Origin of the sequence: Candidatus Avelusimicrobium luingense, assembly GCF_902757105.1 — a bacterium.
In the GTDB taxonomy this organism is placed as follows: domain Bacteria; phylum Elusimicrobiota; class Elusimicrobia; order Elusimicrobiales; family Elusimicrobiaceae; genus Avelusimicrobium; species Avelusimicrobium luingense.
The window spans coordinates 141098-167249 of record NZ_CACVTK010000001.1; the positions used below are offsets into that span (position 1 = coordinate 141098).

Genomic DNA, 26152 nt, shown 5'->3' on the forward strand with positions numbered 1-26152 from the left:
TCCTTATTTTCTATAAGATGTTACGGCAACCCAAGTGAGTTCTAACAAGCCGTAAAACTCTTTGAGTACGAGTTTTTCATGTACTGTATGGCAGCCATATACACCCACACTCAAATTCGGTACGGTAAACCCTTTACCCGACAAGATATTGGCATCACATCCTCCGCCGGACGAACGCGCATAAAGCGGAAATTTTAAGCGTTTAGCGGCAGCCAATAACGATTTAACTACCGGGTGTGATTTGGAAATTTGTACCGACGGATAACGTAAAGATGCCTTAAAATCAACGACCGGTTTGCATACACGTCCGTCAATTTTCTTGGTATAGTGTTTCACTGCTTCGTCAAAGGCTTTTTTCATATGCGCGGTTTGCTTGGCGAGTTTTTCCATTTTCAAACTGCGCGCTTCGCCGATAAGTGAAAGTTTTTCCATCACGACATTAGGCACTTCGCCCCCTTTTACCGCGCCGAAGTTCGCGACGGTTTCTTTGTCAATGCGGCCCAATTTCATGTGTGCAATAGCATACGAGGCCACTTCCAAGGCTGAAATACCTTTTTCCGGGCAAGCCCCGGCGTGCGCGGCAATTCCGGTAACATCCACCAACACATCATTAACCGCCGGACCTTGAATCAATAGTTCGTCGCCGCCTTCGTTATCTAAAATCATTCCTTCGCGGGCTTTAAGTTGCTTGTAATCTAAATTTTTAGAACCGTACATTCCGCGTTCTTCGCATAATGTAAACAATATTTCTACCGGCGGATGCGGGACTTTCGTTTCTTTAAGCGCGCGTAAAATTTCAAAAATGATAGCCACTCCGGCTTTATCATCGGCGCCTAAAATTGTTTTTCCGTCGGAAACAATACAATCTTTTTTCACAATCGGTTTAATACCGTTACCGGGTTTTACGGTATCCAAATGCGCCACCAACAAAAACGGTGCGCTTTTTACGGTGCCGGGGAAAAAGCCCATGACGTTCCCTGTGGCATTTGTATTAAATTTTTTACCGGCATTATCTACTACTACGCGACAACCGAGTTTTTTAAGTTCTGCGGCTACATATTCTTGCATCTTTTTTTCGTTGCCCGATTCACTATCAATACGGACAAGTTGTAAAAAGGTATCTACGGCACGTTTTTGGTTTACAGTCATGGTTATTTCTCCTTACTTAATTGTACGCACGCCACATAATGAGCGGACGTTTGTTCTTGTAAATCGGGTACATCTTGACGGCAAGCATCAGATGCTTGCGGGCAACGCGGCGCAAAAGGGCACCCCGTTACGTTATTATTTTGTTTTCCGGCCATAACCGCTTCTGCCACCGGCTTTCCCACTTGCGGAACAGCGGCAAGCAAGAGTTTTGTATAAGGATGAAGCGGACGATCCAGTAATTCTTGTGCGGGGGCTTGCTCTACAATACGCCCTTGATACATGACCGCGATATCATCACACAAAAAACGCGCTACGGCCAGATCATGCGTAACAAACAAAACAGATAATTGGCGTGTACGTTTAATATCACTGAGCAAATTCAAAATCTGCGCTTGTACGGAAACATCTAATGCCGAAACAGGCTCATCGGCTACTAAAATTTGCGGGTCTAATGCCAAGGCGCGCGCGATACAAATACGTTGGCGTTGCCCGCCGGAAAATTCATGCGGGTAACGGTCTAAATACGATGCAGCCAACCCCACCGATGTTAGTAATTCTTTCAAAAATTGTTCACGTTTTTTTGGATCCGTATGTAACCGGTGAATATCTAACGGTTCGGCTAAAATCTGCCGCACCGTCATGCGCGGATCTAAACTGGAATAAGGATCTTGATACACTACTTGCATTTGACGGCACAAATTTTTTCGTCCGACACTATTCAAACGGCTGACATCTTGTCCGTTAACAAGAACTGTTCCCGCCGTAGGTTTTTCTATACCAAGTAATACTTTACACAACGTACTCTTGCCGCAACCGGATTCCCCCACCAATCCTACGACACGGTCCTGCGGGATAATAAGCGACACATCTTTTAAGACAGGCACACGCTCGCCTTTTCCCAGTAACCACTTATGGCGAAAATACGTTTTATAAATATGCTGAAGTTCTACACGCGCACTCATTTGGCACTCTCCCAAAAACAACGCACGCGGTGTTCACCGGTTTGCGTGAGCGGCGGCAAGGTTTGACGGCATTTTTCCGTTGCATGCACGCAACGCGGCGCAAACGGACACCCGGTAAAATCTTCCCCCGCGGCAGGCGGTTGGCCGGCAATCGCCGGCAGATGTTCGGGCCGCTCGTGCAAAGACGCTAACGACGCCAATAATCCTTGTGTATAGGGGTGTTGGGCATGTGCAAACAATTCGGCCGCCGGGGCATGTTCCATGCAAAGCCCACCGTATAGCACAAGCACTTCATCGGCGACTTGACTGGCCAAAGCCAAATTATGCGTGATAAAAATAACTGCCATATGTGTCTGCTGTTGAAGTTGTTTAATCAACCGGATAATTTGTGCCTGAATCGTAACATCTAAAGCGGTAGTAGGTTCGTCTGCAATTAAAATATCGGGAGAAAGAGCCAATGCCATAGCAATCATGACACGTTGGCACATTCCGCCGGAAAATTGAAAGGGATATTCGTTTAAACGCTTTTGTGCGTCACTAATTCCTACACGCGTGAGAAGGGCAGCCGCCTCACCGCAAGCCTGCACTTTAGTCATTCTTTTATGTGCAATCAGTGTTTCGGTAAGTTGTTCTCCGATAGTCAAAACCGGATTCAAACTGGCCGACGGATCTTGAAAAATCATAGCGATTTTCTGTCCGCGTACCGTTTGGAGTTGACGCGGCGAAAGCGTCAACAGATTTTGTCCGTTATATAGAATTTCGCCGCTGCTGACTTTGGCCGCCGGCGGCAATAGATTAAGGATAGACAAGGCGTGTACGGTTTTTCCGCTACCGGACTCGCCCACCACCGCCAACACCCGCCCGGGTTCTAACGAATAGGACAAACCACGCAACACAGGATAAACTTTTTTATCTGCGGTAAAATCAACGTGTAAGTCTTTCACTTGTAAAACGGGCGTTTGGGCCATACTTATATTATACTTTGTTTTCGCTGCCAAACGCGCGTTCGTACAACCGCGTGGGAATTTGCTACACTAATATATATGAAAAAGATATTTATGTTATGTGCCGTTTTGGGGTTGGCAGCCTGCACATCCCCATCTACCGTAAAAATAACTTTACCCGATGGATTTGTCGTATCTGCCAAATTGGCCGACACCCCGCAAACCCGCGAAAAAGGCCTGATGTTTGTTACCGAGTTACCCGAAAACGAAGGTATGTTATTTGTATTTGATAAAGAAGACGATTTGCTGTTTTGGATGAAAAATACACTCATTGATCTAGACATGGTATTTATCGGAGCGAATAAACAAGTTACTTCCGTAGCCGAGGAAGTTCCGCACTCTTATACATACACACCCGAACAAGATGTAGCGCGTGCTTTGGGGTATGGGAAATACGTATTGGAACTGGCCGCTAAAACGGCTACAAAGCATCAGGTAACGCGCGGAAGTGTACTTGAATTTACATTGCCAACTAACAAATGAAAAAGAAATTCGCGTTATTTTTAACCTGTTGTTTATTAGCAGGAACAGCCGTCGCACAAGATGCGTCCGGTTGGGCCGTGCTTGAACAAGAGACTAAGCGCCATTTAATTAACCTTATCAATATTGATACTTCCCAACCCGACCCGCAAGAATTAAAGGCCGCACGTTATATTTATAAAGAGTTAAATAAACATCACATTGATTGGGATATTTTCCGCCCGGACAAACGCCATGCCAATTTACTGGCCCGCATAAAGGGGAGTGATTCCTCCTTAAAACCGCTATTGCTGATTTCACACTTGGACACGGCCCCTGCCACCGAAGGGTGGACATTTCCCCCCTTCCGCGCTACCGAAAAAGACGGCAACATCTATGGGCTGGGCGCAACGGATGCCAAAAATTACACTGCTGTTTATGTAGCCTTGTTAATTTGGCTTAAAGAACAAAATATCACCCCTAAACGCGACATTATTTTTCTCGCCACATCCGGCGAAGAAGTAGGAAGCGCCACCGGCTTACAATGGCTTAAAGACACCTATTGGGATAAAATTGATGCCGGCTATGCTTTAAACGAAGGCGGCGGCATTATTTATACGGACGATTTCCCCCTCGTTTTTGCCGAAGCCGCTACCAAAATGTATATGGATATTAAAATTACCGCGCACGGTACAGGGATTCATTCTTCTATGCCGCTAAATGATAATGCCGTTTTTACGCTCTCACAAGCACTGGCTAAAATTTCCGAATATCACCCCAAGGCCAAACTAACGCCGCCTGCACGTACTTTCTTCAAATCGATTTTACCCTTACAAGACGAAGACGGTAAAACCACCATCCAATTATTATTAGACGGCTCGCCGCAAAACCAACAATCGGCCGCACAAATTTTAGCAACAGATCCCTTCTTCCGCACTCAACTGCAAGATACCCTTAATCCAACGGTTTTATCCGCCAGTCAAGATACCAGTGCCACCAGCGATGAGGCCTCTGCTATTATTAACGTACGCTTACTCCCCGGCTCGGATCCCGATGAATTACTCGCCCAATTGCAAGCACTTTTTACCGAGCAAGACAATATTTCATTGGAAATTGTGGAACGCCCCCAATTACCTTTCCCCCCGATGATGGACGGCACAGACCTTCTGTTTGCTTCTATTGCCAAAACGGCAAATAAATTATTGCCCGGTGCAGTAACTGTTCCGGGGTTAAGTCCGGCATCGGGCGATAATGAATTTTTACGCAAATTAGGTGTCATTACATACGGGTTGGGACCGGAAATGTCCCCCGACACAGAAAATCGCGCCCACGAAGCAGATGAGTTTATCAGCATCACCGATTTGGCCCACCAACTGCGTTTTGTTGCCGGTGTAGTCTTTGATTTTGCTTACGAACAAGATTTGTTGCCGCTCGATATCGACACGCCTAAAGACAATGCGGCAAAATGATATAATATAGAAAACAATTTCCCCTCAAATTTAACTTAGGAGTAACAATATGATTAAACAAGGTACTTGTTTTTTCACTTCGGAATCTGTATCTAAAGGACATCCGGACAAAGTATGCGACCAAATCTCAGATGCTATTTTGGACGAGATTTTACGCAAAGACAAAACCGCCCGCGTAGCGTGTGAAACATATATCACACGCGGATTAGTTATCGTCGGCGGAGAAATCACCACACGCACCTGGGTGGACGTAGAACAAATTGCCCGTGACGTAATTAAAGACATCGGTTACGACAACGCCATCTACGGGTTTAACGGAAATACGTGTGCGGTTGTCAACGTCATCGGCAAACAATCGCCGGATATCAGCCAAGGCGTGGATGTAGGCGGTGCCGGCGACCAAGGACTTATGGTAGGATATGCGGTGAACGAAACGCCGGAATATATGCCGCTTTCTCTCGTACTTTCACACGAAATTTTGAAGAAATTAGAAAGCGTACGCAAAAGTAAAAAATTAGATTATTTAGGCCCCGATGCCAAAAGCCAAGTAACGGTGGAATATAAGGACGGCAAACCGGTGCGTATTGATACAATCGTCGTATCCACGCAACATACCGAAAAGATTTTGGATAAATCGGGCAATCAAATTACCGAGAAATCTAAAAAAGAAATTGCCGACGCCGCCATTTGGCCGGTAGTAAAAAAATGGGCCGATAAAAATACGAAAATTTACATCAACCCGACGGGAAAATTTGTTATCGGCGGGCCGCAATCTGACACCGGACTTACCGGACGGAAAATTATTGTAGATACCTACGGCGGACGCTGTCCGCACGGCGGAGGTGCGTTCTCGGGCAAAGATCCGACAAAAGTGGATCGCTCGGCAGCATATATGGCACGCTATATTGCCAAAAATATCGTAGCAGCCAAACTCGCTAATGAATGTACCGTACAAATTGCGTATGCTATCGGACGCGAAGAACCCGTCGGTTTCTATGTAGATACGGACGGAACAGGTATTTTACCCGACGAAAAACTAGCCCAAATTGCACGCAAAGTGTTCCCCATGACGCCGCGCGGTATTATTGAGCATTTCAAATTGCGTAACCCCATTTACCGCCAAACGGCGGCCTTTGGACACTTTGGAAAGAAAGAACTTCCTTGGGAAAAAACCGATAAAGTAAGCGCATTAAAAGCATTGGTAAAATAGTTTCATGCCCCGCTAACTGCGGGGCTTTTTACTGGGAGAAAACATGAAAAAAGTATGTTTGATTTTAGCAGACGGTTTTGAAGAATTAGAAGCGGTAGGCTCGTATGCCATGCTCAGCCGCGGCGGACTAGACGTAGATATTTACGCATTGTCCGACAAAGACACTACCGGGCGGTTTGGTTTAACATGCACCAAATTGCATGCATTTTCTATGCTTAATGCGTCGTATTATGATGCACTGGTATTGCCGGGCGGGCCGGGCTATGAAAAACTGGAAAACAATACTCGTGTCCAACAATTGATTAAACAATTTTTAGACGGAAATAAAGTAGTAGCGGCCATATGCGCCAGCCCCACTATTTTAGGCCGCCAAGGCTATTTGAAAGGAAAGAAATATACTTGTTTTACATCCATGAATGAAGATTTTGGCGGCACGTTCACCGGTGACTATGTAACCGTGGACGGCAATATCATTACCGGGCAAAGTGCGGCTGCTACCGTAGATTTTGGACTGGCCATTATTGAAAAATTGCTCGGCCAAGAAAAAGCCGAGCAAGTCAAACAAAGCATTTATTATAAGTAAGAAAAAGTATTTCTTATCCCCTAATAAACATATTCTCTGGTGCTTCCCGCAACAGGAGTAGAAGTATTTGTTTCTTGCTGACAAATTTTGTGCGCTAAATTATTGCCCGCAGCACAAACGTATTTGCCAGCCTGTGTCTTTGAAGAATGTAACATGTGATATCCATACAAGATATCTCCATCTTGTCCATTAGTTCCCCGAAAAGAACCAAACATCCGCGGCTCATTACTATCCGCCAAATGATCTATAAGTTGAACATAACCCCAACTGAAATAATACCCTTTACTGTGTCCGTTGCCTGTGCTTACAATGCGTGAAGGTGTTTCCGACCAATCAAGATCCAAATCGTCTATATCCGCTGTATAAGAATTTGTGGCTAAATAATATCGCTCTTCGGCTTCTGCCAATGCTTTGACCATCGGTTTAAGAGTGGCCAAATGACTTTTAAGTACTGCTTTTTGATATTGCGGCAACGCCACGCTGGCCAATATACCAATAATAAGGACAACAACTAATAACTCAATAAGTGTAAAACCTACTTTACCGGACACATTATATTTCATGCATGATCTCCTTTTATTTCTTTAATTTATTAAAACCGCAAGGACAAGGATGCTTCCGCGCCCAGTCCATAATGGGCGTAGTTGGCGGCTAAACTCAAATCTAAATACGACGGCAATTTGAAGTTAAACCCGGCCGTAGCGCGTGCGGTGGCGGCATATTCATGCCCGCCGCGAATATCGGCGGCTTGCGCGCCTACTCCGTTTCCGACAGTCAACGTGGTATAATCTACCCCACCGCCTACGTACGGCACAAAATACTTAAATTTCATGGAAAGCACCAAACTGGCGTTATAATGCGTTGCCGCAAAATCTTGTGCAGTTGCGCTGTGAGCGGAAAGTACAATCATCGGTTGAAATGCGCCCAACACTTCACTCGGGCGGGTAATACCCCAGCGCAGTCCGCCGCCGGCCACCGTTAACCCTTGATAACTGCTCGCGCGGATAAATCCGTCAATGCGAAACGGCATACCGATATCAGCCTGTATCCATGGGCTAAACATACCGCCCACTTCATCGCGATCGCCCAAAGCGATTTGATTACGCTCGGCTTCCGTTGAGCCGTTACCTTTACTCATCTTAAATAACATACCGGCACGCGGCCCGATTTGAAAGCCCCCCCAACCTAAAATACGTCCCGTGGTGTAGGTACCGGAACCAATCAACCCGCCTAAATCTTGCGTAAACGAACGCACATTATTAGCGGTAACATAGGTACCGAAATCGTCCCAATGTCCATGCGCCATAGCCGGAACAGCCAGCATACTGCATACTAAAACACCTAAAATCTGTTTGATATTCATTTCTTTTCTCCCTGTATATTGAAATGATCGGCAAAGACCAATTCATCTCCCGGGCGCACGCGCCCTTTTAGACTGCCGCCGGGCAATTCTAACGTATAATATCCGCCGCGCACATATTTTCCAAAACGCCACGGTTTCATATTTTCTTTTACATACAACACACGCCCTGTTCTATCGCAAAACACCGCATCAATGGAAAAGCGCATAAAACACGTGTGAATTTGCGGGCAGGGCGACAATAATAACCCACATTCCTCTGCCAAAGACGGACGCATCATCAGCCCCCACAACCGTGTAAAAAATGTATCGGCAGTTTCTACTTCTTTGGCTAAAATTTCTCCGCCGGGGCGGTGCATGCATTTCATCATTTTAATTCATCCTGCATAATACGTGTTTGAATAGATTGCTTAATTTGTTGAAGCCAGTTTTTATCAATTACGCGCATATTTTGCGGAACAATAAAATCAAACCCGTCTTTGTTACGAAATACTAAAAACGTTAACAACCATCTACTATCAACCGTTACATCCGCTATCCACATATTATCCCGCGTTTGGGCATGGCGCATCTGTGTAACGGAAATTTCCCCACCCAGACTTTCTTGTTTGCACAAGTTACCACACGTTTTTAATAAGCGGTAAGTGGCTTTATCTACTACGCGCACATTGGTATATTTTCCGCGCGTAACGGGAAGTATTACTTTTCCTTTCTTTTGCGTTAAATTCGTAACGCAAAACAACTCCCCATATTGCAAATCAAATGCGCGTAGCCAAACGGCACTCAAAAGCAACAACGCCAAAATGGCTACGCGTTTCATCTAAAACCTTAGGCGGCTACACGTTCCACATAGTTGCCCGTACGGGTATCTACGAGTACCGTATCGCCTTCGTTGATAAAGAGCGGTACTTTAATAACGGCTCCTGTCTCAAGCGTGGCTTCTTTAGTCGTATTGGCTACCGTATCGCCTTTGACACCGGGAACGGTGGACGCGATTTTAAGCGGTACTTTAATCGGCAATTCCACATTGAAAAGTTTATCGTTAATATAGATACCGGTAGCGTCCATATTATCTTTTAAGTATTTGGTCAAATCGCCCAGTTTGGAAACCGGTACTTCAATTTGATCATACGTTTCGGCATTCATAAATGTAGCCATATCGCCGGACATATACAAATAAGTGAACGGACGTTTTTCCACTTCCACTTCTTTGAATTTGTCTTCGGGGCGGTAAGCCGTTTCAATGACAGAACCCGTATTGATGTTGCGTAATTTTACACGCACTACCGCGCGGGCTTGGCTTTTGCGGTGGTGTTGGAATTCAATAATTTCCACCAATTGGCCGTTTTCATCTTCAAAGATGAGTCCTTCTCTAAATTCGGTCGTACTTAACATAAACTAACTCCTTATTTATTTTTGTGTCAATTTTTTGGCGCCGGTTTTAGTAACAAGGAAACTGTCTTCCAAACGGATTCCCCATTTACCGGCAAAGTAGATACCCGGCTCTACCGTTACAACGGCATTTTCTGGAATTTCTGCCGCCGAACCGGAGCGTAAAATCGGAGCATCGTGCACAATAAGCCCGATACCGTGTCCGGTCGTGTGGATAAATTCCTTACCATATCCGGCCGCTTCAATCACATCACGGGCGGCTTTATCTATGGCTCCTGCAGTAACACCCGGGCGCAATGCTTTTACGCCGGCGCGGCGGGCTTTATCTACTATGTTCCAAATCTGTGTATATTCAGCCGGAGCAGGCGTACCATGCCACCAACTGCGCGTCATGTCCGACGTGTAACCTTCATAAAAACAACCAAAATCCATCAGCACCGCTTCGCCTTTTTTGAGTTTGCGTGTTTTGGAAGGGGTATGGTGTGCATCCGCCGTATTTTCGCCAAAGCACACAATGTTAAACGGGATACTGTCCGCCCCGCGTTTATGCATGGCTACCGCCATCAAAACGCGCACGTCTTCTTCCGTCATACCTGTTTTGATTTTGGGCTGCACTTCGGCAAATGATTCCCACGCAATTTTGCATGCTTTACGAAGGCGGGCAATTTCGTCGGGATATTTGGCTTTACGCATTTCGTTTACTAAACCGTCGGCACGTACAAGCCCGGCTTTAGTGAGCGTTTCGCCCGTCATAAAATCAACTAAATTCGGGTCAAAAGCAACGCGTTTTAATCCTAATTTTTTAATTTTTTCCAACGCTCCGGCTAACATGGTGCCAAACGGAGCATCTTCCGTTTTCAAAAAGGCACGCGCCGGAGTCATTTTGCTGACAATCAATTTTTTTGTTACGCAATAGGCTTTAGCGGGCGTAATTAAAAACACGGCTTCTCCGTCAGACAAATCAATGCCCGACAAATACCGTTGTTCTACCGTAGAAACAGTTAAATAACCATCCAAATGCGCGTCTTTTAAGGTGCGGCGCAATAATTGCATACGTTTAGCAGGTAAATTTTGTAACGTCATATTATTTCCTTGTATAAATTTTCGGCCCTTTGACGGTAGCCACGACGGTGTCTTCCAACCGTACCCCAAATTTTCCCGGTAAATAAATTCCCGGCTCTACCGAAAATACATTCCCAGCCGTAAGGACGGCCGTGGACGTTTGGCTATTGCAAGGTTCTTCGTGATTTTCAATGCCGATACCGTGTCCGGTGCGGTGCGTAAAATAAACACCGTATCCGGCTTTTTCAATAACACCGCGCGCCGCGGCGTCCACTTGTTTAGTCGGCGTTTTAACTTGTGCCGCTTTGATACCGGTTTGACGGGCTTTATTCACAATGTTCCAAATTTTAGTATATTCGGCAGGTTCATTTTTGCCATGCCACCAACAACGGGAGATATCCGACGTATATCCTTTATAAATACATCCGTAATCTAACAAAATAGCATCTTCTTTTTGTAACTTACGTGTTCCGGTTTTATAGTGCGGGTTAGATGCCCCTTCGCCGAAAGCCACAATCGTTTGGAAAGGAGTTCCCGTGGCCCCTTTTAAGCGCATAAAACTTTCCAACATGGCAGCCACTTCGCACTCCATCATTCCGGTTTTAACGCGCGGGCGAATATACTCGTAGGCTTCGTACGCTATACGGCAAGCCACACGAATTTTTTTCAATTCATCATCGTCTTTGATTTCGCGAAGTTTTGAAATTAAACTGGGCAGTTCCACAAGTCCCGCCGCACGCATTTTTTTACCGGCTTCATACATTTCTTTGGCGGCATCAAACCCGGCCGGGCCGAGTTTCTTTTCTTTCACATAGGCCAAGGCGGCATCCAGTTGGTCCGTATCGTGCCCGAAAGTTTTGATATCCGGCGCAAATTTTCCAAACGGCCCCATATATAATTGACGGGTAAAACAGGCTATCCCTTTCGGCGACAATACAAAAACGGCTTCTTCCGGATAAAAAAAGAATCCCGAGATATAAAACTGGTCTATATTATGAGTTAATACCATGGCATTAACATGATACTTACGAAGTAAATTGCATACGGCTTTTAAGCGATATTTGCGGGTTTGTTCTAATGTCATTGTCTTATTCCTGCTATCAGTAAAAAACACTCTTTATATATCATAACACTTTTTCCCCTCTTGCGACAATACAATTTCCTTCCATTTTTTCATCTAAAAACAAAGCGTTCCAACCGGGTTAGAATTTACTATAATAATAAAATATGGCGCGTAAATTTTTATTTTTACTCGTATTTTTGGCAGCGCTGGTAACGGCTACTTCTTGGGGACGGGCGGCTTCGTTTACGTCCAAAGATGGGGCATTTACGCTAGATTTACCGTCGGGCTGGAAAGCCACCGCCAAAACCGATAAAACAAGTGTCCTTGCCGTAGAAAAAGGGGTATCTTCGCTGGAAATCAAAACAATTGATTGCCCTACCGAAACGTGTATAGAAACCCGCATCAATAACGATTTAGCCGAAATCAAACGCAAAAAAATGCAAGTTGTCGGCAATTCTTACACAGGGGAAGATATCAAACGCATTGAATTTTCTACCGGAGAACCTTTCTTTTACATCAGTTTTTATACGCCGAAAAATGATTTTGGCGCCGGATATTTTTTAATCAGCAATCAAGCCTATTCTATTTTAGCCAAAAATCTAACGTACGCAGAAACCGATTTGATTTTTTCTTTTATTTCCCCCCGCACGCCAACGCCCGCAGAAGAACCGCAAGCCTTAGAAATGGACGTTAAAGATCCGCGGGCCTATGATATTGCCGCCGTACCCGAAGTAGTCGAAGAAACCGTTTCCGCTCCGACCGAAACGACCGCTCCCGCGCCGAGCACTCCTGCTGTCAAAAAAACAAAAAACAACCGTTGGCAAGCCTTCAAAGAGAAACTGGCCAACCATCATATCAACACTTTAATTTCGCAACGCATGCCACCTTATGTACGTCAACTGGGACGCGGGTTTGATGCGCTGATGATATTAGGCACGTGCTATCTTCTGTTGCTTGCTGTCGGGTTAATTATCCGGCTATGCAAACGCACCCAACTGCCGACAGAAGCCGCCAACCCCAATTCGCTTTATCCGATCCGATTTGAACGGTTATATGGCACGCCGTCTCTCATTTTCCGCGCCAAAGACAATCAAGGCAATACTTTATTATCACTTTCCGGGCGGTGGGACAGTTTATTCTTGCTTGGCGGAATTTTGCTTATTGTCTTTACCTGTTTAGTATTAGCCACCACAGGCATTTGCGAACGCGGGCAACTATTACCGTTATCTGCTTTTGCCTATGATTCCATTTATTCTATCTGTTCGTTACTGATTCCGTTAGGCGCAATTATATTTTTCTGTGGGCTGGTGTGGTCGCAACTGGTACTGCGCGAAATCGGTTTATTTGACCGCACCGGAAAAAAAGCCGCTATCGTACTCCAAAAAGGATTTGGCCTTACCACAGAAAAATATGAAATCTATTTTGCCCGTTCCAAAGAAGTACGCGTTGCCGTACGCAAGCGTTTTTCCTTGCGGCGTAATTGGCAATTAGTAGGGCAAGACGGGAACATATTGGCCCAAATTACCGAGCATAGCACATGGCGTGCGGTGCTACGCAAAATTTGCGGACATTGGTGGGGTTTTTTACGTGCCGACTACGATATTGCCGGACAAATGGACAGCACCGGAACTATTTCCAATGCACATACGGCATTTAACCGATTTATCTGCCGCTTGGATAAACCGCAAGCCATCAATGCACGTGATTTACTCGTTTTATCGTTACTAATCAATATTCGCGACCGCGATAAATGGTACCCTTGGTTTAACTAATATGAAGCGACTACTGGCTTTGTACTTACTTTTTTGGCCGTCTGTATTGTCTGCCCAACCGCTGCAAAATTATGTGGAAGGAAAACTTCAACATTCTGTTTTTCAGGGGGGCTTATGGGGTGGTATGGCCATTTATAACGGCAATGATAACCCGCTCCTTTTTGCCGTACACGAAAACACCCGCTTAACGCCAGCCAGCACCTTAAAATTGCTCACAACTGCCGCCGCATTAGAAACGTTAGGGCCACATTACCGCTTTGAAACAAATGTCTACCAACAAGGCACTCCCAATGAGAACGGCACGTTAAACGGCCATATATATGTGCAAGGCGGCGGCGATATGACCTTAGGCTCTACCCGCGTGGTAGGCGGTGAAACCTGGCAAACGGTAGCAAACCGTTGGGCCGGTAAAATCAAACAAGCGGGCATTACCCGAATTGACGGAGATCTCATTGCCGACGTTTCCTTATTTGAAGGCCCTACCATAGCCCCCAAAGTTAATTGGGAAAATATGGGAAATTATTTTGCCGCGCCGGCCAGTCCGCTCAGTTTTAACGATAATTTATTTGAAATTCATTTTGCCGCCCAACCCCGCGCCAATGCCCCCGTTTCGGTAGAATATATCGTTCCGCAATTACCCGAAGTAAAATTACAATCGTTTGTTACTACCGACGGAAAATCAAAAAAAGATAATGCGTATGTGTATGGCGCCCCCGGACAATATGAATTAAAAATTTTCGGCACGATTCCTACCAATTCAAAAGGTTTTACAATAAAAGCCGCGTTGCCCGATCCGGCCTTATTTGCGTTGCAAGCATTTCGCCACGCGTTAGAAGAACAAGGAATTACGGTGACGGGCGAGTTAAAAAGCACAACACAAGCACCCGATTATACCACCATGCAACGGGTAGATAAATATCTATCGCCCGAGTTAAAAGATATTGTGTTAATTATCAATAAACGCAGTTTCAACTTGTATGCCGATATGCTTTTGCGGGCATTGGCTGTTCACGCCGGGCAAAAAGGCAGTATAGAAAACGGACTAATACAACTGAAAAAGTTTTTGACGCAAAAACATTTAGCCGGGCGCAACGATATCGTTTTGTACGACGGAAGCGGATTGGCGCGCGATAATTTAGTTACCCCACGTGTGCTTGCCGCCACGCTTAATTACATGACGAAAAGCCCGCACTTTGACTATTATTATAAATCACTCGCTACGCCGGATGACCGCGGTGATTTACTCGTCTTGCGACGGTACTTAAAAGGGCAAAAACGCGCAGGAGATGTTCGTGTAAAAGGCGGCACGATTGACAGCGTAAAAGCCGCCGCCGGATATGTAAAAGACAAAGACGGACGGCTCATCTCGTTTGTGTTTATGGCCAACAATTTAGCCAAAACAGATGAAGCCCTTTTCCGCATCCACGAAGATATTTTGAAAGAATTATTACAATAAATCTGTTGTTGTGTTACAAAAAAGGCGCTCGTAGCGAGCGCCTTTTTTTACCTTCAAACACGATTAAAAATTTAACTGCGTTGATTTTTCGCACTGGCACGTCCGCGTATCAACCGGTATTTTTTCAATCACCGCGAACAGTAATGCCTTCAAGTTTTCAATATTACTGTTAAATACCTTTAATACTTCTTCGTGCGATACGGGCGGAACATCGCCAACGAGGCCGGCATCATAGTCGGTAATGAGCGAAATGTTCAAGGGGCACATATTTAACTCTTTGACCAAATACGCTTCAGGGAATGCCGTCATGTTAATTACATGCCAACCTTGACTAGTAAAAAAGGCCGATTCCGCCTTCGTGGAAAACCGCGGCCCGTTAATGACTACTACCGTTCCTTTATCGTGTACCGGAATTTTCAGTTCTTTAGCCGTTTCTATCGTCAAGGCACGTAGTTGCGGGCAGTATGTTTCCGCCGGAGACGGATGCTGAACAGATTTTCCTTCAAACACGGAAACATTTTCAAAAAACGTACTTTTGCGGCCGTCGGTCCAATCCACAAATTGGTCGCAAATGACAAAATCACCGGGCTTGATATTTTTTTGCAAACTACCCGCCGCGCAAGGAGAAATTACGCGCGTACAGCCCAAGCGCTTCATGGCCCATACGTTGGCGCGGAAATTGACTTGGTGCGGCGGAATAGAGTGGTCGCGGCGGTGGCGCGGCATAAAGGCTACTCGGTGTTTACCGATAGTTCCCACAAACAAACTGTCACTCGTCTCGCCGTAAGGTGTGTAAATTTTAACTTCTTCCACGTCACTTAAAAATTTATAAAAACCAGATCCGCCAAATACACCAATATCTGCCTGATGCAAAATTTCCATAAACTACCTCCTTCCCTAAATTAGTAGTATTGTAGCAATTTTTTCGGAAAAGTAAACGTATATCGTTTTACGCATCATGTTATCAGGGAAAATGCAATCGGCGCATAAAAACACCCCCAACGAATCAAAAAAAAATGTAATATGTATATAAAGGAATAAGTTTATGAAAAACCAACAAGCTTTCACTCTTATAGAATTATTAGTCGTTGTACTTATTATTGGGGTTTTAGCGGCGGTGGCACTTCCGCAATATCAAAAAGTAGTGGAAAAATCCCGCATGGCAGAGGCCGTTACACTTGTACGCAACATTGCAAATGCCAACCAAGTATTTTATATGGCCAACGGACGCTATGCCGACATGACCGAGTTAAGCCTATTAGATATTGAAATACCGGGAACTTCTTTTTCACACGCAACTTATACCGGACGTATTGAAACAAAGGACTTCATATATTCTTCCGGCGGACATGGCGTAGAAGTGATGGCATTAGCGCATCATAAACCCTTTGCCAGAGTGTACTATATTTATGTTCCGCAAAACGAGCCGGGACGGATCCGTTGTACCTGTTATTCCGATAGAGATGCCACCGATATCCAGCGCCAACTGTGCGAACAACTGGATGCTAACGGAACTTTATAAAAATAAAACCCGGGCAACAACCCGGGTTTTCTATTTTGTTACTTCAATTGTTTTCCACTTGCCTTGTAAAAAACGTCCCAGCATTAAAAGAGCCGTCAGCCCCGCATAAAAGGTTAGCCAACTCCATACCCAAAAAACGGACAAATGCCACTTGTACACAATCAGCCATGTACCGGGAATCAATAACCCCCACGCACAAAACAACATAACATACATATAAAATTTAGTATCCCCCGCCCCGCGGATAGCATCGCCGAAAATTAAATACGTCGCATCCATAAGCACAAAACAACTTACCAATTTGATAAGCGGCTTTGTCAGCGCCACTACTTCCGCGGCGTGTGCCGTTCCGGCCGGAATAAACAAATGCAAAAATAACGGGGCACCAAAAAAGAACAAAACCGATATGGCTATTGCGTAACCATACCCCAACTTACACGCACTTTTGACCACCTGCATACTCAAATCGGGCCGTTTGAGCCCTTGGTATTTACTCACTAAAATTTGGATACCGCCGCCCAGCCCCACAATGACCATAAACACGACCGGTTGCATGGACATCACAATATTACTTGCTTGCAAGGAAAGGGTATCTATATTTCCAATCATAAAAGTAAATAATGTAAACGAAAGCACATCCATCAAGAACCCGAAACCGTTGGGCACACCGAAGCGTACCATCTGCATAAAAATCGGTTTATAAAACCCGGCTAACCGCGATATTTTGAACGTATAACGGTTTTGCCGTGTGTTTATAAGTGCACAAAAAAGCAACGTAGAACACGCACAACTAATAACCGTAGCCCACGCCGCCCCCTGAATTCCCATGCGGGGCAGGCCTAATTTACCAAAGATAAAAATATAGTCCAACACCATATTAAGGCAAATTCCCGCCAAAGAAATATACATCGGAATTTTAGTATTTCCGCGCCCGCTGAAGAAACTTCCTAGTGCGTTGTTAGTTACCGCAAACCCGCCAAAGATATTTAAGATAGTAAAATAAGCAAGTTCCAATTTCTGCACGGCAAGTTCATGCCCGAAAGACGTAATCAACCATCTCCCCAACGGTGTTAACAAGGCTAGTAAGGCCGCAGACAGAAGCGACAATAAAACACCCTGCCACAAAGAAATCGTTACCGAGGCATTTTTTTTCTTTGCATGAAATTGGGAAATAAACACACTGGTATAGCCGGCCAGTCCCATAAACAAACTGGCAAACGTAAACGCAAGCAGGCCCGCCGGAACACACGCCGACAATGCTTCCGGCGAGTGCCACGCCAAAAACATACGGTCTACAAATTGCATCACCATTTGCGCGCCCATCAGCACAATTAACGGGTAAGATAAACCCCATAATTCTTTTAATGAAGCGTGTTTGGCAGTTTGTTTCTTATTCATTTCGCTCACAAAAAAAGAGCCCCTTGCGGGGCCCTTTCAAAAGTCTGTCAGCCTTATAGTTTTACAACTTTTACGGCTTTCGGGCCTTTTTCAGATTCTACGACTTCAAATTCCACTTCTTGACCTTCGGCCAAGGTTTTGAAACCGTCGCCCTGAATTTCTTGATAGTGTACAAAGAGATCTTTAGAACCATCTTCGGGGGTTACGAAACCGTAACCTTTTTGATCGTTAAACCACTTCACTTTTCCTTTAGGCATTACTAATACTTCCTTACTTAATGAAATTAGGTACTCAAGTACCTGTTATTATTATACTATAAATTCTTATAAATAATGCAAGTCTTTTTTGAAACAGAAAAAGGTTATAATAGAAATATGCCACTTATAGAAGCCGTACCCAACATCAGCGAAGGGACTGATCAAAATATTATTTCGCATATTGTTTTCGCCGCACAAACAGCGGGCGCATGTGTGCTTAACGTAGACAGTAACGCCGATGCCAACCGCACGGTTATTACGTTAGCGGGCGAACCGCAAAAGGTAGTACAAAGTGCATTTGCCCTGATACAAAAAGCGGCGGAACTGATTGATATGCGCACACAAAAAGGAGTGCACCCGCGTTTGGGCGCGACGGACGTATGCCCGCTCGTGCCGGTACGGGATATTTCCATACAAGAAACCGCCAAATTGGCCGACGAACTGGCCCGGCGCGTAGCGAACAAATTAAACATCCCCGTTTATTTATATGAAGAAAACGCACGAGAAAAAACACGCCGAAATTTAGCATTTATTCGTCGGGGCGAGTATGAAAGTTTGCCTGAAAAATTGCGTACACTCTCCCCCGACTACGGCCCGCAAACATGGAATGAAAGCATAGCCAAAACCGGGGCAACGGTTATCGGGGCACGTAAATTTTTAATTGCGTTTAATATGTCACTTAACACGCAAGACGTGGCAACTGCGCGCAAAATGGCCGCGCAACTACGTGAAAAAGACGGCGGATTAAAATGCGTCAAAGCAATCGGATGGGATATGCCCGCGTATCGTTGTGCGCAAGTATCCTGCAACTTAACAGACTTTACACAAACCGGTCTAGCCGAAGTTTTTGAAACGTGTAAAAAATTAGCCGCCGCGCACGGCCTAAAAATTACCGCCGGAGAACTGATCGGCCTTGTACCGCAAGATGCGTTATTACAGGCGGGAAAATTTTATGCCCCAAACGAAAAAAATACCGCCGCGCTGTTAAACGCGGCAGTAGAAAATTTACTTCTTAACAAGTTGCGCCCGTTCAACACGCAAGAGCGTGTGCTGGAACAAGTGTTAGAAATTTAACGTCTTACACACTTTTTGACCAAAAGATGTGTTTCCCACACAAGTGCGTTCATTAGGCGTATCTGAATGTTCCAACCAAACCGTATAAATAAAATCCGAATTATCCCGGCAAGCAGCCCATGCACTCCCGCCCACCGTATTTCCGTTGGCTCTGATTTTTTCCGGGCAATAATATGCCCGCAACGTCGGGTCGGTATTGTGAAGCGGGTCTATCATAAAATAGGAACCGCATTGAACGACATCTATATAGATTTGCTTACAAGTATCCATATTGATCGTTAACACGTCCATATCGTATGTATAAGACCCTTCCTTCAAATAATATTCTTCTTCCGCTTTTTGAAGGGCCGATAACGCCGGAAAGACAGCGGCCAACCTGCTTTTGGCTACCGCCAATTTGTACTGCGGCAACGCCACAGAAGCCAATATCCCTATAATCAGTACAACCACCAATAATTCTATTAACGTAAACCCTTTCAGACGGCCCGATACTTGTTTCTTCATAGAAATACTCCTTTTATAAATTATATTCTTTATTAAAATTTAACAAAAAAAACAGTGTCAAGTAAAATTTATAAAGCCCCAAAGGCTACAACAATGAACCGATTTGAACATATCCGGCCGGCGAGATTTGCTCGGGGCGGATAGTTGGGGGCAAACCTAATTGGTCTAACGCGGCGGAAATTTTTTCCTTCTCATATCCCGCTAATATAAGCGCATTAAGTAGCGTTTTGCGGCGGTGCAAAAAGGCATTCGCTACCACGCGGTGTAGTTTTTCCCACGAGATATTGGGCGGTGTAATTTTCTCAAACGATAAAACGGCGCTTTCCACTTTGGGCGGCGGCGCAAATGAACTGCGCCCGGCCTTGCAAATAAGGCTTATCCGCGCGCGTAGTTGGCTGAAAATACTTAACGGGCCGTAAAAATCGTCCCCTACTTTAGCACGTATTTTTTGCGTATGTTCTTTTTGAAACATAAAAACAGCGGTTTGAAAGTGCGGCCACGATAGCACTTTATCTAAAATTTCCGCCGCATCAATATAGGGCAAATTACTGATAAATGAGGTCGGCACAGGAGGCAGTTGGGATAAATCAAACTTCAAAAAATTTTCTTGTACGATTTGCACGCCTGCTTCGCCGGGTAAATTAGCCTGCAAATACGCCACCATTTCCGGGTCAATTTCCACGACGGTAAAATCTTTCATACTGCGCGCGATAAGCGCACGAGTCAGCGCCCCTTTGCCGGGGCCGATTTCCACGATATTTTGTGCGCGCAACAAAAAAGCCGCATCCACGATTTGTGTGATTACGTTTTTATCTATTAAAAAATGTTGCCCGTATTTTTGCATGTCTAGTTATCCGTTAAAATTTTCAAATTGCGTTTAGCCGTTTTATTATTCGGGGCGATCTCCAGTGCGCGGTGGTAATAATTTTTGGCAGATTCGTCGTCATCGGCAATAACGGCAGCCGTGCCTAACCCTAATTGTGCCAGAGCATCCGTCGGGGCTTGTGTAGCGGCTTGTTCAAACGATTTCCGCGCCGCCTCTGCATTTCCTTTGGCAAGTGCGGCTAACCCGGTAAGAAGCGAACACATATTTCCCCCGCACGTCATTTCCTGCAATTCTTCTTCGGCCTCACTTACAAATTTAAGCCACGTACGACCCATCACCCATAACCCCATATCGTTGCCGACGATACGCGGATCATAAACGGCCTTGGGCGCGGTAGGACGGTTTTGTGTAAGGGCATTCGGAGCGGCATAATCGGCTGTGCGGCCTTGCAAAGATAAATTCACTTGATAACCTTGTGGGGCTTCGCTAACTACTTGGCGCACAGCCGCCGCGAAATTTTCTACTTGTTTAGCGCGCACATCCGCCGAAACGGCGGGCAACGTAAACGTGCGCTTAAACGCACGCGCGGCCGGAGCATCTTCTTTGAGCGTATTTCCCGACGACATACGCATTTTTTGATATTCACGCTCAAAACTAGTAGAGGCATGGCCTTTAGGTAACGTATTTTCTTGCGGTGGCTCATATTCCAAGCCCACCTCAATTTGCACCGGCTTTGACGCAGATACTTTAGATAAACTTTGTGTAAATTGTTCAATTTGTTTTTCAAACGCTTGAGCCGACGAGCCGCTTGCGCGGTAGGCCACGTTTAAGGCCAGCCCCTCTTGATTAAATTTAGCAATAGAAAAGGCTTCGTCTAACACGTCGCGCGCGGCTTTTTCGTTATTTTGCCGCACCAAAAGTAGCGCATAACGTAATCGTGCGACGTAATCGCCCGGTTTTGTTTTGACGGCTTTTTTGTAAAACTTGAGAGCGTCTTGGTATCTACCCATATTTTCATACAACGCGGCTAAACTAAGTTGAGCATCTTCGTAGGCGGAAAAATAGTGAAGGGCTTGCTTGAATGATGCTTCGGCTTGCGTGTCGCGCCCGAGTGCTTCATACAAGGTGCCTAACTGGTAATGATACAACGGCTCGCGCGGGGCGAGTTCACTGGCGCGGCGGAAGTGTTCCAATGCTTTTTCCAACTTGTTTTGCACCGCATAGGTAGAGCCTAAATTCATATTCGTATCGGCTTTGTTAGGGTCTAATTTATTCGCGGTTAAGAAGTGCTCTTGGGCGGTAGAAATATCCCCTTTCCACCCGGCGGCAATTCCCAAAAGTTGGTAAGCCATCGCATTGTTAGGGTCTAGGCGCAACGCCTCATTATATTCGCTAATAGCATCGTCCACTTTCCCGGCCCAGTATAAAGACGCCCCCAATAACAAATAGCCCATAGGATCTTTGGCATTTTTGATGACGGCTTTAGCAAAACTGTTTGACGCCTCTTGATAGCGGGCTTGGCTCATTTCGCCCATACCGCGGCGGATATCGCCGATGGCTTGGTCGTGCATGATTTTATCCCACACGGTTTGGGAATAATCGGTTTTAATGGTGGGTTTGCTAAAGGAAAACGGAAACCGCGCCCACCCCGGTAACGAGAGCGTGCAAAAGCACACCGCAACAAAAGTGATATGAAAAATTTGTCTGACCGTCATAGATATATGATAGAAAAAAGCGCGAAAGTGAGCAAATACAAAACTTATTATTTATAAACAACCACCCCCGGGTTTAACCCGGGGGTGGATAATAAATTACAACTTATTTTCTAATGTCTACTGGAACTTGCCGAACCTGGCCCGTTTGGAGCAATGTTCGGGGTGACATTACCAGTAGTGGCTACCGCTTGATCCGCAGCCGGATTACCTTTGTATTTACTTATAAGTCTCGGATCGGCTTTAGGCATCACATTATCACCGTGATCGCACAAGCGGGTAATATATTCCAACACCTTGGCATGCGTCACCGTTTCTCCGACTGCATACTTACACGGCTCGTAATTTGTTAAGTCGTCATAAATACGCTGGAATTCCAGACGGTTTTTGTTGTCGCTTTCTGTCAATTGAGTTTTACTGGTTGCTAACAATTTTTCACGCTCCAACTCATTAAGCGGCAAACCGTGCCACGGACTAGAAGGATCGTCAATTTGCTGCACATAGTAAGAACGATTTCCTACTTCCGTATAACCGCCCCACCAATACGGTGTTCTAATACTGAAACGCAGATCCCAAATACGAGTTCCGCTCTTGTCATAGGTTTTTTGGGTCGGGCGCGACGCAGCATCATACGTAATGAATGCCATAAACGCACCGAACAAGTTATCAAACCCTTTCTCTCCATTAGCCGGAGCCTTAGCGTAACCACCAATGGTTTTACCTAATAAGCAGACCGTATTTTTCGGTACTGTACCGTTATTAGGATCCATCAAGATAGCATCTACCAAGTTAGGTACAGTCAAACCGACGTCATTATAGGATAAAGCAATTCCATTCGGTCTGTTTTCTCTATCAAACTTTTCCTTGGCTGCTTTAAAATACGCTATTGTTTCACTATCTAATTTCAACAAAGGCGTACCGTCGGTAATTTTGCAATTATCCCACTTTTTGTTAGACGCCACACGATTCGGGTCTTCGGTGTCGGGACGCTCATTGGGATCCAACGGACGATTCGACAACGCCTTAAACGAGTTAATAAAGTAGGCCGATTTCGTTACCGGTGGGTTGCCCTTCGGATTCGGATTATCGTCCGGATTCGAATCATCGTCCGGATTCGGTTCCTGACAATTCGGATCCACCTTATAGGGTGCAGACCACTTGCCTCTTTCGCATTTTTTGGCCCATTCACAGACCTGGTCACCTTGTTTTGGCAATTTTACGATATCCCCGTCCGTGCAATCGTTTGTACCGGGGTTTTTCGTAACAACTTCGGCATCGCCATAGTAACAAGTGGCTTCACTGACCACGTTACCGGGTAAACTTTGACCGGAATATCCTACAAAATTACCATCTTTATCCGTTTTAACAAGTTTGCCGACGTTACAACCGCCTTTGCTTACGCCGTTACCACTAAAGAGCAAATCACCGCATTGGCGTACTTGCCAAGAAACGATGACCCGATCGTATCCTTGCGCGTGCAACTTTTCAACGGTATGTCTAGCCGCCACAGTTGCCGGATTATCTTTAGAGAACTCTTGGGTACCTAACGGGTACCATTGTGTCTTTTCGCTCGTGATGGTAGACTCTGTCTCATTGCCGGGGGCATTGTTTTGCCCTTGAATAGTATAAGATACCACGAAACGATCTTTCATTTGGTCATAGGCATGTTGGTCCGTCATATCGCCATATGACTTTAAGTAAGCGAGAGGACGACCCAGCCCGTCTTGGGAACCTTCATCCGTCTTTCCTACTAAGTCACAACTAATACGCGCTAACGGATAAGGACAGCGACCTCCGGTTACCCAATGTTTACCCGCTTTGCCACCGGATAATTCACGAGCTCTCTCCGGCGTATTCGCGGCAGCATCACGCGACACGACAATTCCGCCGTTACGCAATTTTTCCATAAAATCAACATAGAGCATTCCTTCATCTGTGGCAGGATTGAGTTGCGGTGCATCGTCATCACCCTGGCCGGAAGTCCCTTTTTGTTGATGTTGATCTCTACTAATTTGCGCTAAACGGGTTTGAATATTAGTAATCATTTGACGACATTGTTGTCGTTCTGTTTCCGTAGTAGCATGTATCAATTTATTTTCCCACATGCTCAAATCACTACGTAATTGTTTTTCCTCTTGCGTAGCACTACTATCGCCAGAAGATTTTTTAGATGGCGCAGAGGCGTCTTTGATTTTGCTTTGATAAATCGCCGCGCTTTCAATAAACAACGGAATGCCTTTGATATTTACATCACTGGCTTTCGCGTTATAAAGCGGCGTTTCACGCAAATACAGAATCGTCCACAAGGCAGCCTGTTCTGTAGGTTCGGTTGTGCCGTAATACTTATCTACTTTATTATGCGGAATACCGACCACATATACCCACGTCGTCCATTTATCTTCTTTACCTTCGGTACTTGTCAATTGCGGGCGATACAAGCCATCCATCTTGAACGATTCACAAGAAGTAGCCGCATCCAAATCGCCTTTTTCCGCAGTAAACATATTGCGTAATTTTTGCGACAACCACGCACCGTTTCCACCTAAACAAGAGAAACGTTGACCAAAGAATCCAAGACGGACATCACTGGCATTGCCTTTTGGTCCTTGCCAACCTCCGGCACATACCTCCGGGTGGCTAGCAGCAAATCCTTTACAAGCATCTTCTGAGAAAGGAATAGAATCGGAACCGATAAAACCAGCCCATCTCGCTTCTTTTTGTCCGCAGCAAGTAGCTTCCTTAATTGTTGCCCCGGCACCACTTCCTAAGAAGGCATCAACATCTCCACCGGAATCACCGGTCAACAGACAGAAAGCAAGACCTTTACCAACCGTCAGCAAGATTTCATCTAACGTGTCAATATACTTCCACATACGGTTGAAATGTCTTTCCCATTGCATTTGGGAACGGGTTTTCATCAAGTCCCACCACCACGGTTTTTCACCGCTGTAGTTGAACTCACGATGTAAGTTACCGTTGCCGCCGCCCGGGCCGCCGAAATCGCCACCCATAATACCACCGATTTGACCGGGTTCGGGTTGTCTCATTTGAGCGTCCATAAGGGCTTGCATGGCATTACCTTTAGACATGGCATCTTTGGAGCGTTGCGCTTCTTTGGCCCATTGAGTACCACCAAAGTATGAGCGCGACGGTTTCCCCGCCGCTTGCAACGGTTGTAAAGATACCGGTTTAGGGCTGTTTTGCGGGCCGGCATTGCGAACTTTATTCGCCGCATTTTTCATATTGCCGCCGTATCTTTCGCCCAGTCTGCCCCCGTTACCACGAGCCATACCGGCTGTACCTAATTTATTGATTTTGGTAGCCGCACGTTTAAAAGCAGCACGCGTAGCGGCTGGGGCTTTCTTACGAAGTTTGTAAATGTTCTTGATGTTGGTTTCTTCGTCCATATCATTACGGGCATATGAAGAATTAGCCGACGAATCAGACAGACCGCTACGATAAATTTCATCTAACGAATCCGTCCCTTCTTCTTCGTTGCTGCGGCGTTTACCAAACCCCACGATTAAATCCATAGAATCGCGGCCGGACAATTGTGCAATTTGACCTTCCGGATCCGTTCCTGTAAAATCAAAACCGGAGCGATCGGGGTTCAAGATGGCATCATCGTAAGACGGAGTAACCATAGTCGGTTCGTCTTCCACTTGTCCGCTGTACTTATACAAAAACGGCAGTAATAACAACGCCACTAACGCTGCAATAAAGAACGGCGCATCACGTTTGGTGCGCTCAAAGAGCGTTTGGTGGGGCTTGCCATCGCTACCGATTTTGGAGGTAATACGATTACCGAAAGATTTAGAAGCAGCTTGTTTGCTCTGCTTAATCTTATCGCTAAAGGTGAAACTCTCCTTCTTTTTTTCCTCTGGCATAAGTGCCTCCTAGTAAATTAAAAACTGCGTG

At 45.5% G+C, this 26152-nt stretch carries 25 protein-coding genes; 8 read left to right on the plus strand and 17 right to left on the minus strand.

The annotated features are described in order from the left end of the window. Positions 1–3: 3 nt before the first annotated feature. Genes ACQY3H_RS00705 through ACQY3H_RS00715 form a run of 3 tightly spaced genes read right to left on the minus strand, consistent with a single transcriptional unit; the run spans position 4 to position 3079 of the window. Positions 4–1149, minus strand: a complete 1146-nt coding sequence (locus ACQY3H_RS00705; RefSeq protein ID WP_428073825.1) for a M20/M25/M40 family metallo-hydrolase — start codon at positions 1147–1149, stop codon at positions 4–6. Between the two features lie 2 nt (positions 1150–1151). Then, the gene (locus ACQY3H_RS00710; RefSeq protein ID WP_428073827.1) at positions 1152–2111 is read right to left on the minus strand and encodes an oligopeptide/dipeptide ABC transporter ATP-binding protein; all 960 of its coding nucleotides are present in this window, start codon (positions 2109–2111) and stop codon (positions 1152–1154) included. Continuing rightward, a complete protein-coding gene (locus tag ACQY3H_RS00715; protein WP_428073829.1) occupies positions 2108–3079 on the minus strand; it encodes an ABC transporter ATP-binding protein in 972 nt (323 codons plus the stop codon). Before ACQY3H_RS00715 ends, ACQY3H_RS00710 begins: the two co-directional genes overlap by 4 nt. A 75-nt stretch (positions 3080–3154) precedes the next feature. On the opposite strand from ACQY3H_RS00715, the gene ACQY3H_RS00720 reads away from it, so the two are divergent. The 4 genes from ACQY3H_RS00720 to ACQY3H_RS00735 are packed head-to-tail and all read left to right on the plus strand — an operon-like array spanning position 3155 to position 6836. Continuing rightward, complete coding sequence (locus ACQY3H_RS00720; protein ID WP_428073831.1) at positions 3155–3598, plus strand: DUF192 domain-containing protein; 444 nt, start codon at positions 3155–3157, stop codon at positions 3596–3598. Beyond that, positions 3595–5043 carry a M20/M25/M40 family metallo-hydrolase gene (locus ACQY3H_RS00725; protein WP_428073833.1) on the plus strand — a complete coding sequence of 483 codons (1449 nt, stop codon included), beginning with the start codon at positions 3595–3597 and terminating at the stop codon, positions 5041–5043. Before ACQY3H_RS00720 ends, ACQY3H_RS00725 begins: the two co-directional genes overlap by 4 nt. Before the next feature lie 49 nt (positions 5044–5092). Then, a complete protein-coding gene (gene metK / locus ACQY3H_RS00730) occupies positions 5093–6253 on the plus strand; it encodes a methionine adenosyltransferase (protein ID WP_428073835.1) in 1161 nt (386 codons plus the stop codon). Between the two features lie 43 nt (positions 6254–6296). After that, positions 6297–6836 (plus strand): DJ-1 family glyoxalase III, encoded by a 540-nt coding sequence (locus ACQY3H_RS00735; protein WP_428073837.1) that lies wholly within the window; start codon positions 6297–6299, stop codon positions 6834–6836. 20 nt (positions 6837–6856) lie between these two features. Here ACQY3H_RS00735 and ACQY3H_RS00740 read toward each other — a convergent pair whose 3' ends face one another. Genes ACQY3H_RS00740 through ACQY3H_RS00770 form a run of 7 tightly spaced genes read right to left on the minus strand, consistent with a single transcriptional unit; the run spans position 6857 to position 11734 of the window. After that, positions 6857–7399, minus strand: a complete 543-nt coding sequence (locus tag ACQY3H_RS00740) for a type IV pilin protein (RefSeq protein ID WP_428073840.1) — start codon at positions 7397–7399, stop codon at positions 6857–6859. A 29-nt stretch (positions 7400–7428) separates the two neighbouring features. Continuing rightward, on the minus strand, positions 7429–8199 hold the full coding sequence (locus ACQY3H_RS00745; protein WP_428073842.1) for a hypothetical protein: 771 nt from the start codon (positions 8197–8199) through the stop codon (positions 7429–7431). Beyond that, positions 8196–8567, minus strand: coding sequence for a DUF192 domain-containing protein (locus ACQY3H_RS00750; RefSeq protein ID WP_428073844.1), 372 nt, complete (start codon positions 8565–8567; stop codon positions 8196–8198). The genes ACQY3H_RS00745 and ACQY3H_RS00750 overlap by 4 nt, the downstream gene beginning before the upstream one ends. Next, entirely contained in the window at positions 8564–9016 is a 453-nt protein-coding gene (locus ACQY3H_RS00755; RefSeq protein ID WP_428073846.1) for a hypothetical protein, read from the minus strand. The genes ACQY3H_RS00750 and ACQY3H_RS00755 overlap by 4 nt, the downstream gene beginning before the upstream one ends. 8 nt (positions 9017–9024) lie before the next feature. Continuing rightward, positions 9025–9591, minus strand: a complete 567-nt coding sequence (gene efp, locus ACQY3H_RS00760; RefSeq protein ID WP_428073848.1) for an elongation factor P — start codon at positions 9589–9591, stop codon at positions 9025–9027. 15 nt (positions 9592–9606) lie between these two features. After that, a complete protein-coding gene (locus tag ACQY3H_RS00765) occupies positions 9607–10671 on the minus strand; it encodes a M24 family metallopeptidase (RefSeq protein ID WP_428073850.1) in 1065 nt (354 codons plus the stop codon). 1 nt (position 10672) lies between these two features. Further along, the gene (locus ACQY3H_RS00770; protein ID WP_428073852.1) at positions 10673–11734 is read right to left on the minus strand and encodes a M24 family metallopeptidase; all 1062 of its coding nucleotides are present in this window, start codon (positions 11732–11734) and stop codon (positions 10673–10675) included. 143 nt (positions 11735–11877) lie between these two features. Between ACQY3H_RS00770 and ACQY3H_RS00775 the strand changes: the two genes are divergently transcribed. Both ACQY3H_RS00775 and dacB read left to right on the plus strand, forming a co-directional pair. Continuing rightward, complete coding sequence (locus tag ACQY3H_RS00775) at positions 11878–13485, plus strand: hypothetical protein (RefSeq protein WP_428073854.1); 1608 nt, start codon at positions 11878–11880, stop codon at positions 13483–13485. A 1-nt stretch (position 13486) separates the two neighbouring features. Further along, positions 13487–14941, plus strand: a complete 1455-nt coding sequence (dacB, locus tag ACQY3H_RS00780; RefSeq protein WP_428073856.1) for a D-alanyl-D-alanine carboxypeptidase/D-alanyl-D-alanine endopeptidase — start codon at positions 13487–13489, stop codon at positions 14939–14941. Positions 14942–15004: 63 nt separating this feature from the next. Here the strand turns inward: dacB and ACQY3H_RS00785 are convergent, their stop codons facing one another. Next, positions 15005–15817, minus strand: a complete 813-nt coding sequence (locus ACQY3H_RS00785; RefSeq protein WP_428074104.1) for an S-methyl-5'-thioadenosine phosphorylase — start codon at positions 15815–15817, stop codon at positions 15005–15007. 169 nt (positions 15818–15986) lie between these two features. On the opposite strand from ACQY3H_RS00785, the gene ACQY3H_RS00790 reads away from it, so the two are divergent. Further along, positions 15987–16463 (plus strand): type IV pilin protein, encoded by a 477-nt coding sequence (locus ACQY3H_RS00790; RefSeq protein WP_428073858.1) that lies wholly within the window; start codon positions 15987–15989, stop codon positions 16461–16463. Between the two features lie 30 nt (positions 16464–16493). On the opposite strand, the gene ACQY3H_RS00795 is transcribed toward ACQY3H_RS00790, so the two are convergent. Both ACQY3H_RS00795 and ACQY3H_RS00800 read right to left on the minus strand, forming a co-directional pair. Continuing rightward, positions 16494–17861 carry an MATE family efflux transporter gene (locus ACQY3H_RS00795; protein ID WP_428073860.1) on the minus strand — a complete coding sequence of 456 codons (1368 nt, stop codon included), beginning with the start codon at positions 17859–17861 and terminating at the stop codon, positions 16494–16496. Between the two features lie 53 nt (positions 17862–17914). After that, a complete protein-coding gene (locus ACQY3H_RS00800; protein ID WP_087288232.1) occupies positions 17915–18118 on the minus strand; it encodes a cold shock domain-containing protein in 204 nt (67 codons plus the stop codon). Positions 18119–18235: 117 nt separating this feature from the next. Here ACQY3H_RS00800 and ftcD point away from each other — a divergent pair, with 117 nt between their 5' ends. After that, on the plus strand, positions 18236–19192 hold the full coding sequence (ftcD, locus tag ACQY3H_RS00805) for a glutamate formimidoyltransferase (protein WP_428073862.1): 957 nt from the start codon (positions 18236–18238) through the stop codon (positions 19190–19192). Here the strand turns inward: ftcD and ACQY3H_RS00810 are convergent. From ACQY3H_RS00810 to ACQY3H_RS00825, 4 genes are all read right to left on the minus strand, one after another. Then, a complete protein-coding gene (locus tag ACQY3H_RS00810) occupies positions 19181–19696 on the minus strand; it encodes a type IV pilin protein (protein ID WP_428073864.1) in 516 nt (171 codons plus the stop codon). The two genes, ftcD and ACQY3H_RS00810, sit on opposite strands and share 12 nt — an antisense overlap. A gap of 85 nt (positions 19697–19781) precedes the next feature. Continuing rightward, complete coding sequence (rsmA, locus tag ACQY3H_RS00815) at positions 19782–20540, minus strand: 16S rRNA (adenine(1518)-N(6)/adenine(1519)-N(6))-dimethyltransferase RsmA (protein ID WP_428073866.1); 759 nt, start codon at positions 20538–20540, stop codon at positions 19782–19784. 2 nt (positions 20541–20542) lie between these two features. Continuing rightward, complete coding sequence (locus ACQY3H_RS00820) at positions 20543–22237, minus strand: tetratricopeptide repeat protein (protein ID WP_428073868.1); 1695 nt, start codon at positions 22235–22237, stop codon at positions 20543–20545. 110 nt (positions 22238–22347) lie between these two features. Further along, positions 22348–26121, minus strand: coding sequence for a hypothetical protein (locus tag ACQY3H_RS00825; RefSeq protein ID WP_428073870.1), 3774 nt, complete (start codon positions 26119–26121; stop codon positions 22348–22350). Positions 26122–26152 lie beyond the last annotated feature (31 nt).

Excerpts from the sequence above, each read along its gene's own strand:
- ACQY3H_RS00705 (WP_428073825.1), bottom strand. The coding sequence starts at position 1,149 with ATGACTGTAAACCAAAAACGTGCCGTAGATACCTTTTTACAACTTGTC.
- ACQY3H_RS00710 (WP_428073827.1), bottom strand. The coding sequence starts at position 2,111 with ATGAGTGCGCGTGTAGAACTTCAGCATATTTATAAAACGTATTTTCGC.
- ACQY3H_RS00715 (WP_428073829.1), bottom strand. The coding sequence starts at position 3,079 with ATGGCCCAAACGCCCGTTTTACAAGTGAAAGACTTACACGTTGATTTT.
- ACQY3H_RS00720 (WP_428073831.1), top strand. The coding sequence starts at position 3,155 with ATGAAAAAGATATTTATGTTATGTGCCGTTTTGGGGTTGGCAGCCTGC.
- ACQY3H_RS00725 (WP_428073833.1), top strand. The coding sequence starts at position 3,595 with ATGAAAAAGAAATTCGCGTTATTTTTAACCTGTTGTTTATTAGCAGGA.
- metK (WP_428073835.1), top strand. The coding sequence starts at position 5,093 with ATGATTAAACAAGGTACTTGTTTTTTCACTTCGGAATCTGTATCTAAA.
- ACQY3H_RS00735 (WP_428073837.1), top strand. The coding sequence starts at position 6,297 with ATGAAAAAAGTATGTTTGATTTTAGCAGACGGTTTTGAAGAATTAGAA.
- ACQY3H_RS00740 (WP_428073840.1), bottom strand. The coding sequence starts at position 7,399 with ATGAAATATAATGTGTCCGGTAAAGTAGGTTTTACACTTATTGAGTTA.
- ACQY3H_RS00745 (WP_428073842.1), bottom strand. The coding sequence starts at position 8,199 with ATGAATATCAAACAGATTTTAGGTGTTTTAGTATGCAGTATGCTGGCT.
- ACQY3H_RS00750 (WP_428073844.1), bottom strand. The coding sequence starts at position 8,567 with ATGATGAAATGCATGCACCGCCCCGGCGGAGAAATTTTAGCCAAAGAA.
- ACQY3H_RS00755 (WP_428073846.1), bottom strand. The coding sequence starts at position 9,016 with ATGAAACGCGTAGCCATTTTGGCGTTGTTGCTTTTGAGTGCCGTTTGG.
- efp (WP_428073848.1), bottom strand. The coding sequence starts at position 9,591 with ATGTTAAGTACGACCGAATTTAGAGAAGGACTCATCTTTGAAGATGAA.
- ACQY3H_RS00765 (WP_428073850.1), bottom strand. The coding sequence starts at position 10,671 with ATGACGTTACAAAATTTACCTGCTAAACGTATGCAATTATTGCGCCGC.
- ACQY3H_RS00770 (WP_428073852.1), bottom strand. The coding sequence starts at position 11,734 with ATGACATTAGAACAAACCCGCAAATATCGCTTAAAAGCCGTATGCAAT.
- ACQY3H_RS00775 (WP_428073854.1), top strand. The coding sequence starts at position 11,878 with ATGGCGCGTAAATTTTTATTTTTACTCGTATTTTTGGCAGCGCTGGTA.
- dacB (WP_428073856.1), top strand. The coding sequence starts at position 13,487 with ATGAAGCGACTACTGGCTTTGTACTTACTTTTTTGGCCGTCTGTATTG.
- ACQY3H_RS00790 (WP_428073858.1), top strand. The coding sequence starts at position 15,987 with ATGAAAAACCAACAAGCTTTCACTCTTATAGAATTATTAGTCGTTGTA.
- ACQY3H_RS00795 (WP_428073860.1), bottom strand. The coding sequence starts at position 17,861 with ATGAATAAGAAACAAACTGCCAAACACGCTTCATTAAAAGAATTATGG.
- ACQY3H_RS00800 (WP_087288232.1), bottom strand. The coding sequence starts at position 18,118 with ATGCCTAAAGGAAAAGTGAAGTGGTTTAACGATCAAAAAGGTTACGGT.
- ftcD (WP_428073862.1), top strand. The coding sequence starts at position 18,236 with ATGCCACTTATAGAAGCCGTACCCAACATCAGCGAAGGGACTGATCAA.
- ACQY3H_RS00810 (WP_428073864.1), bottom strand. The coding sequence starts at position 19,696 with ATGAAGAAACAAGTATCGGGCCGTCTGAAAGGGTTTACGTTAATAGAA.
- rsmA (WP_428073866.1), bottom strand. The coding sequence starts at position 20,540 with ATGCAAAAATACGGGCAACATTTTTTAATAGATAAAAACGTAATCACA.
- ACQY3H_RS00820 (WP_428073868.1), bottom strand. The coding sequence starts at position 22,237 with ATGACGGTCAGACAAATTTTTCATATCACTTTTGTTGCGGTGTGCTTT.
- ACQY3H_RS00825 (WP_428073870.1), bottom strand. The coding sequence starts at position 26,121 with ATGCCAGAGGAAAAAAAGAAGGAGAGTTTCACCTTTAGCGATAAGATT.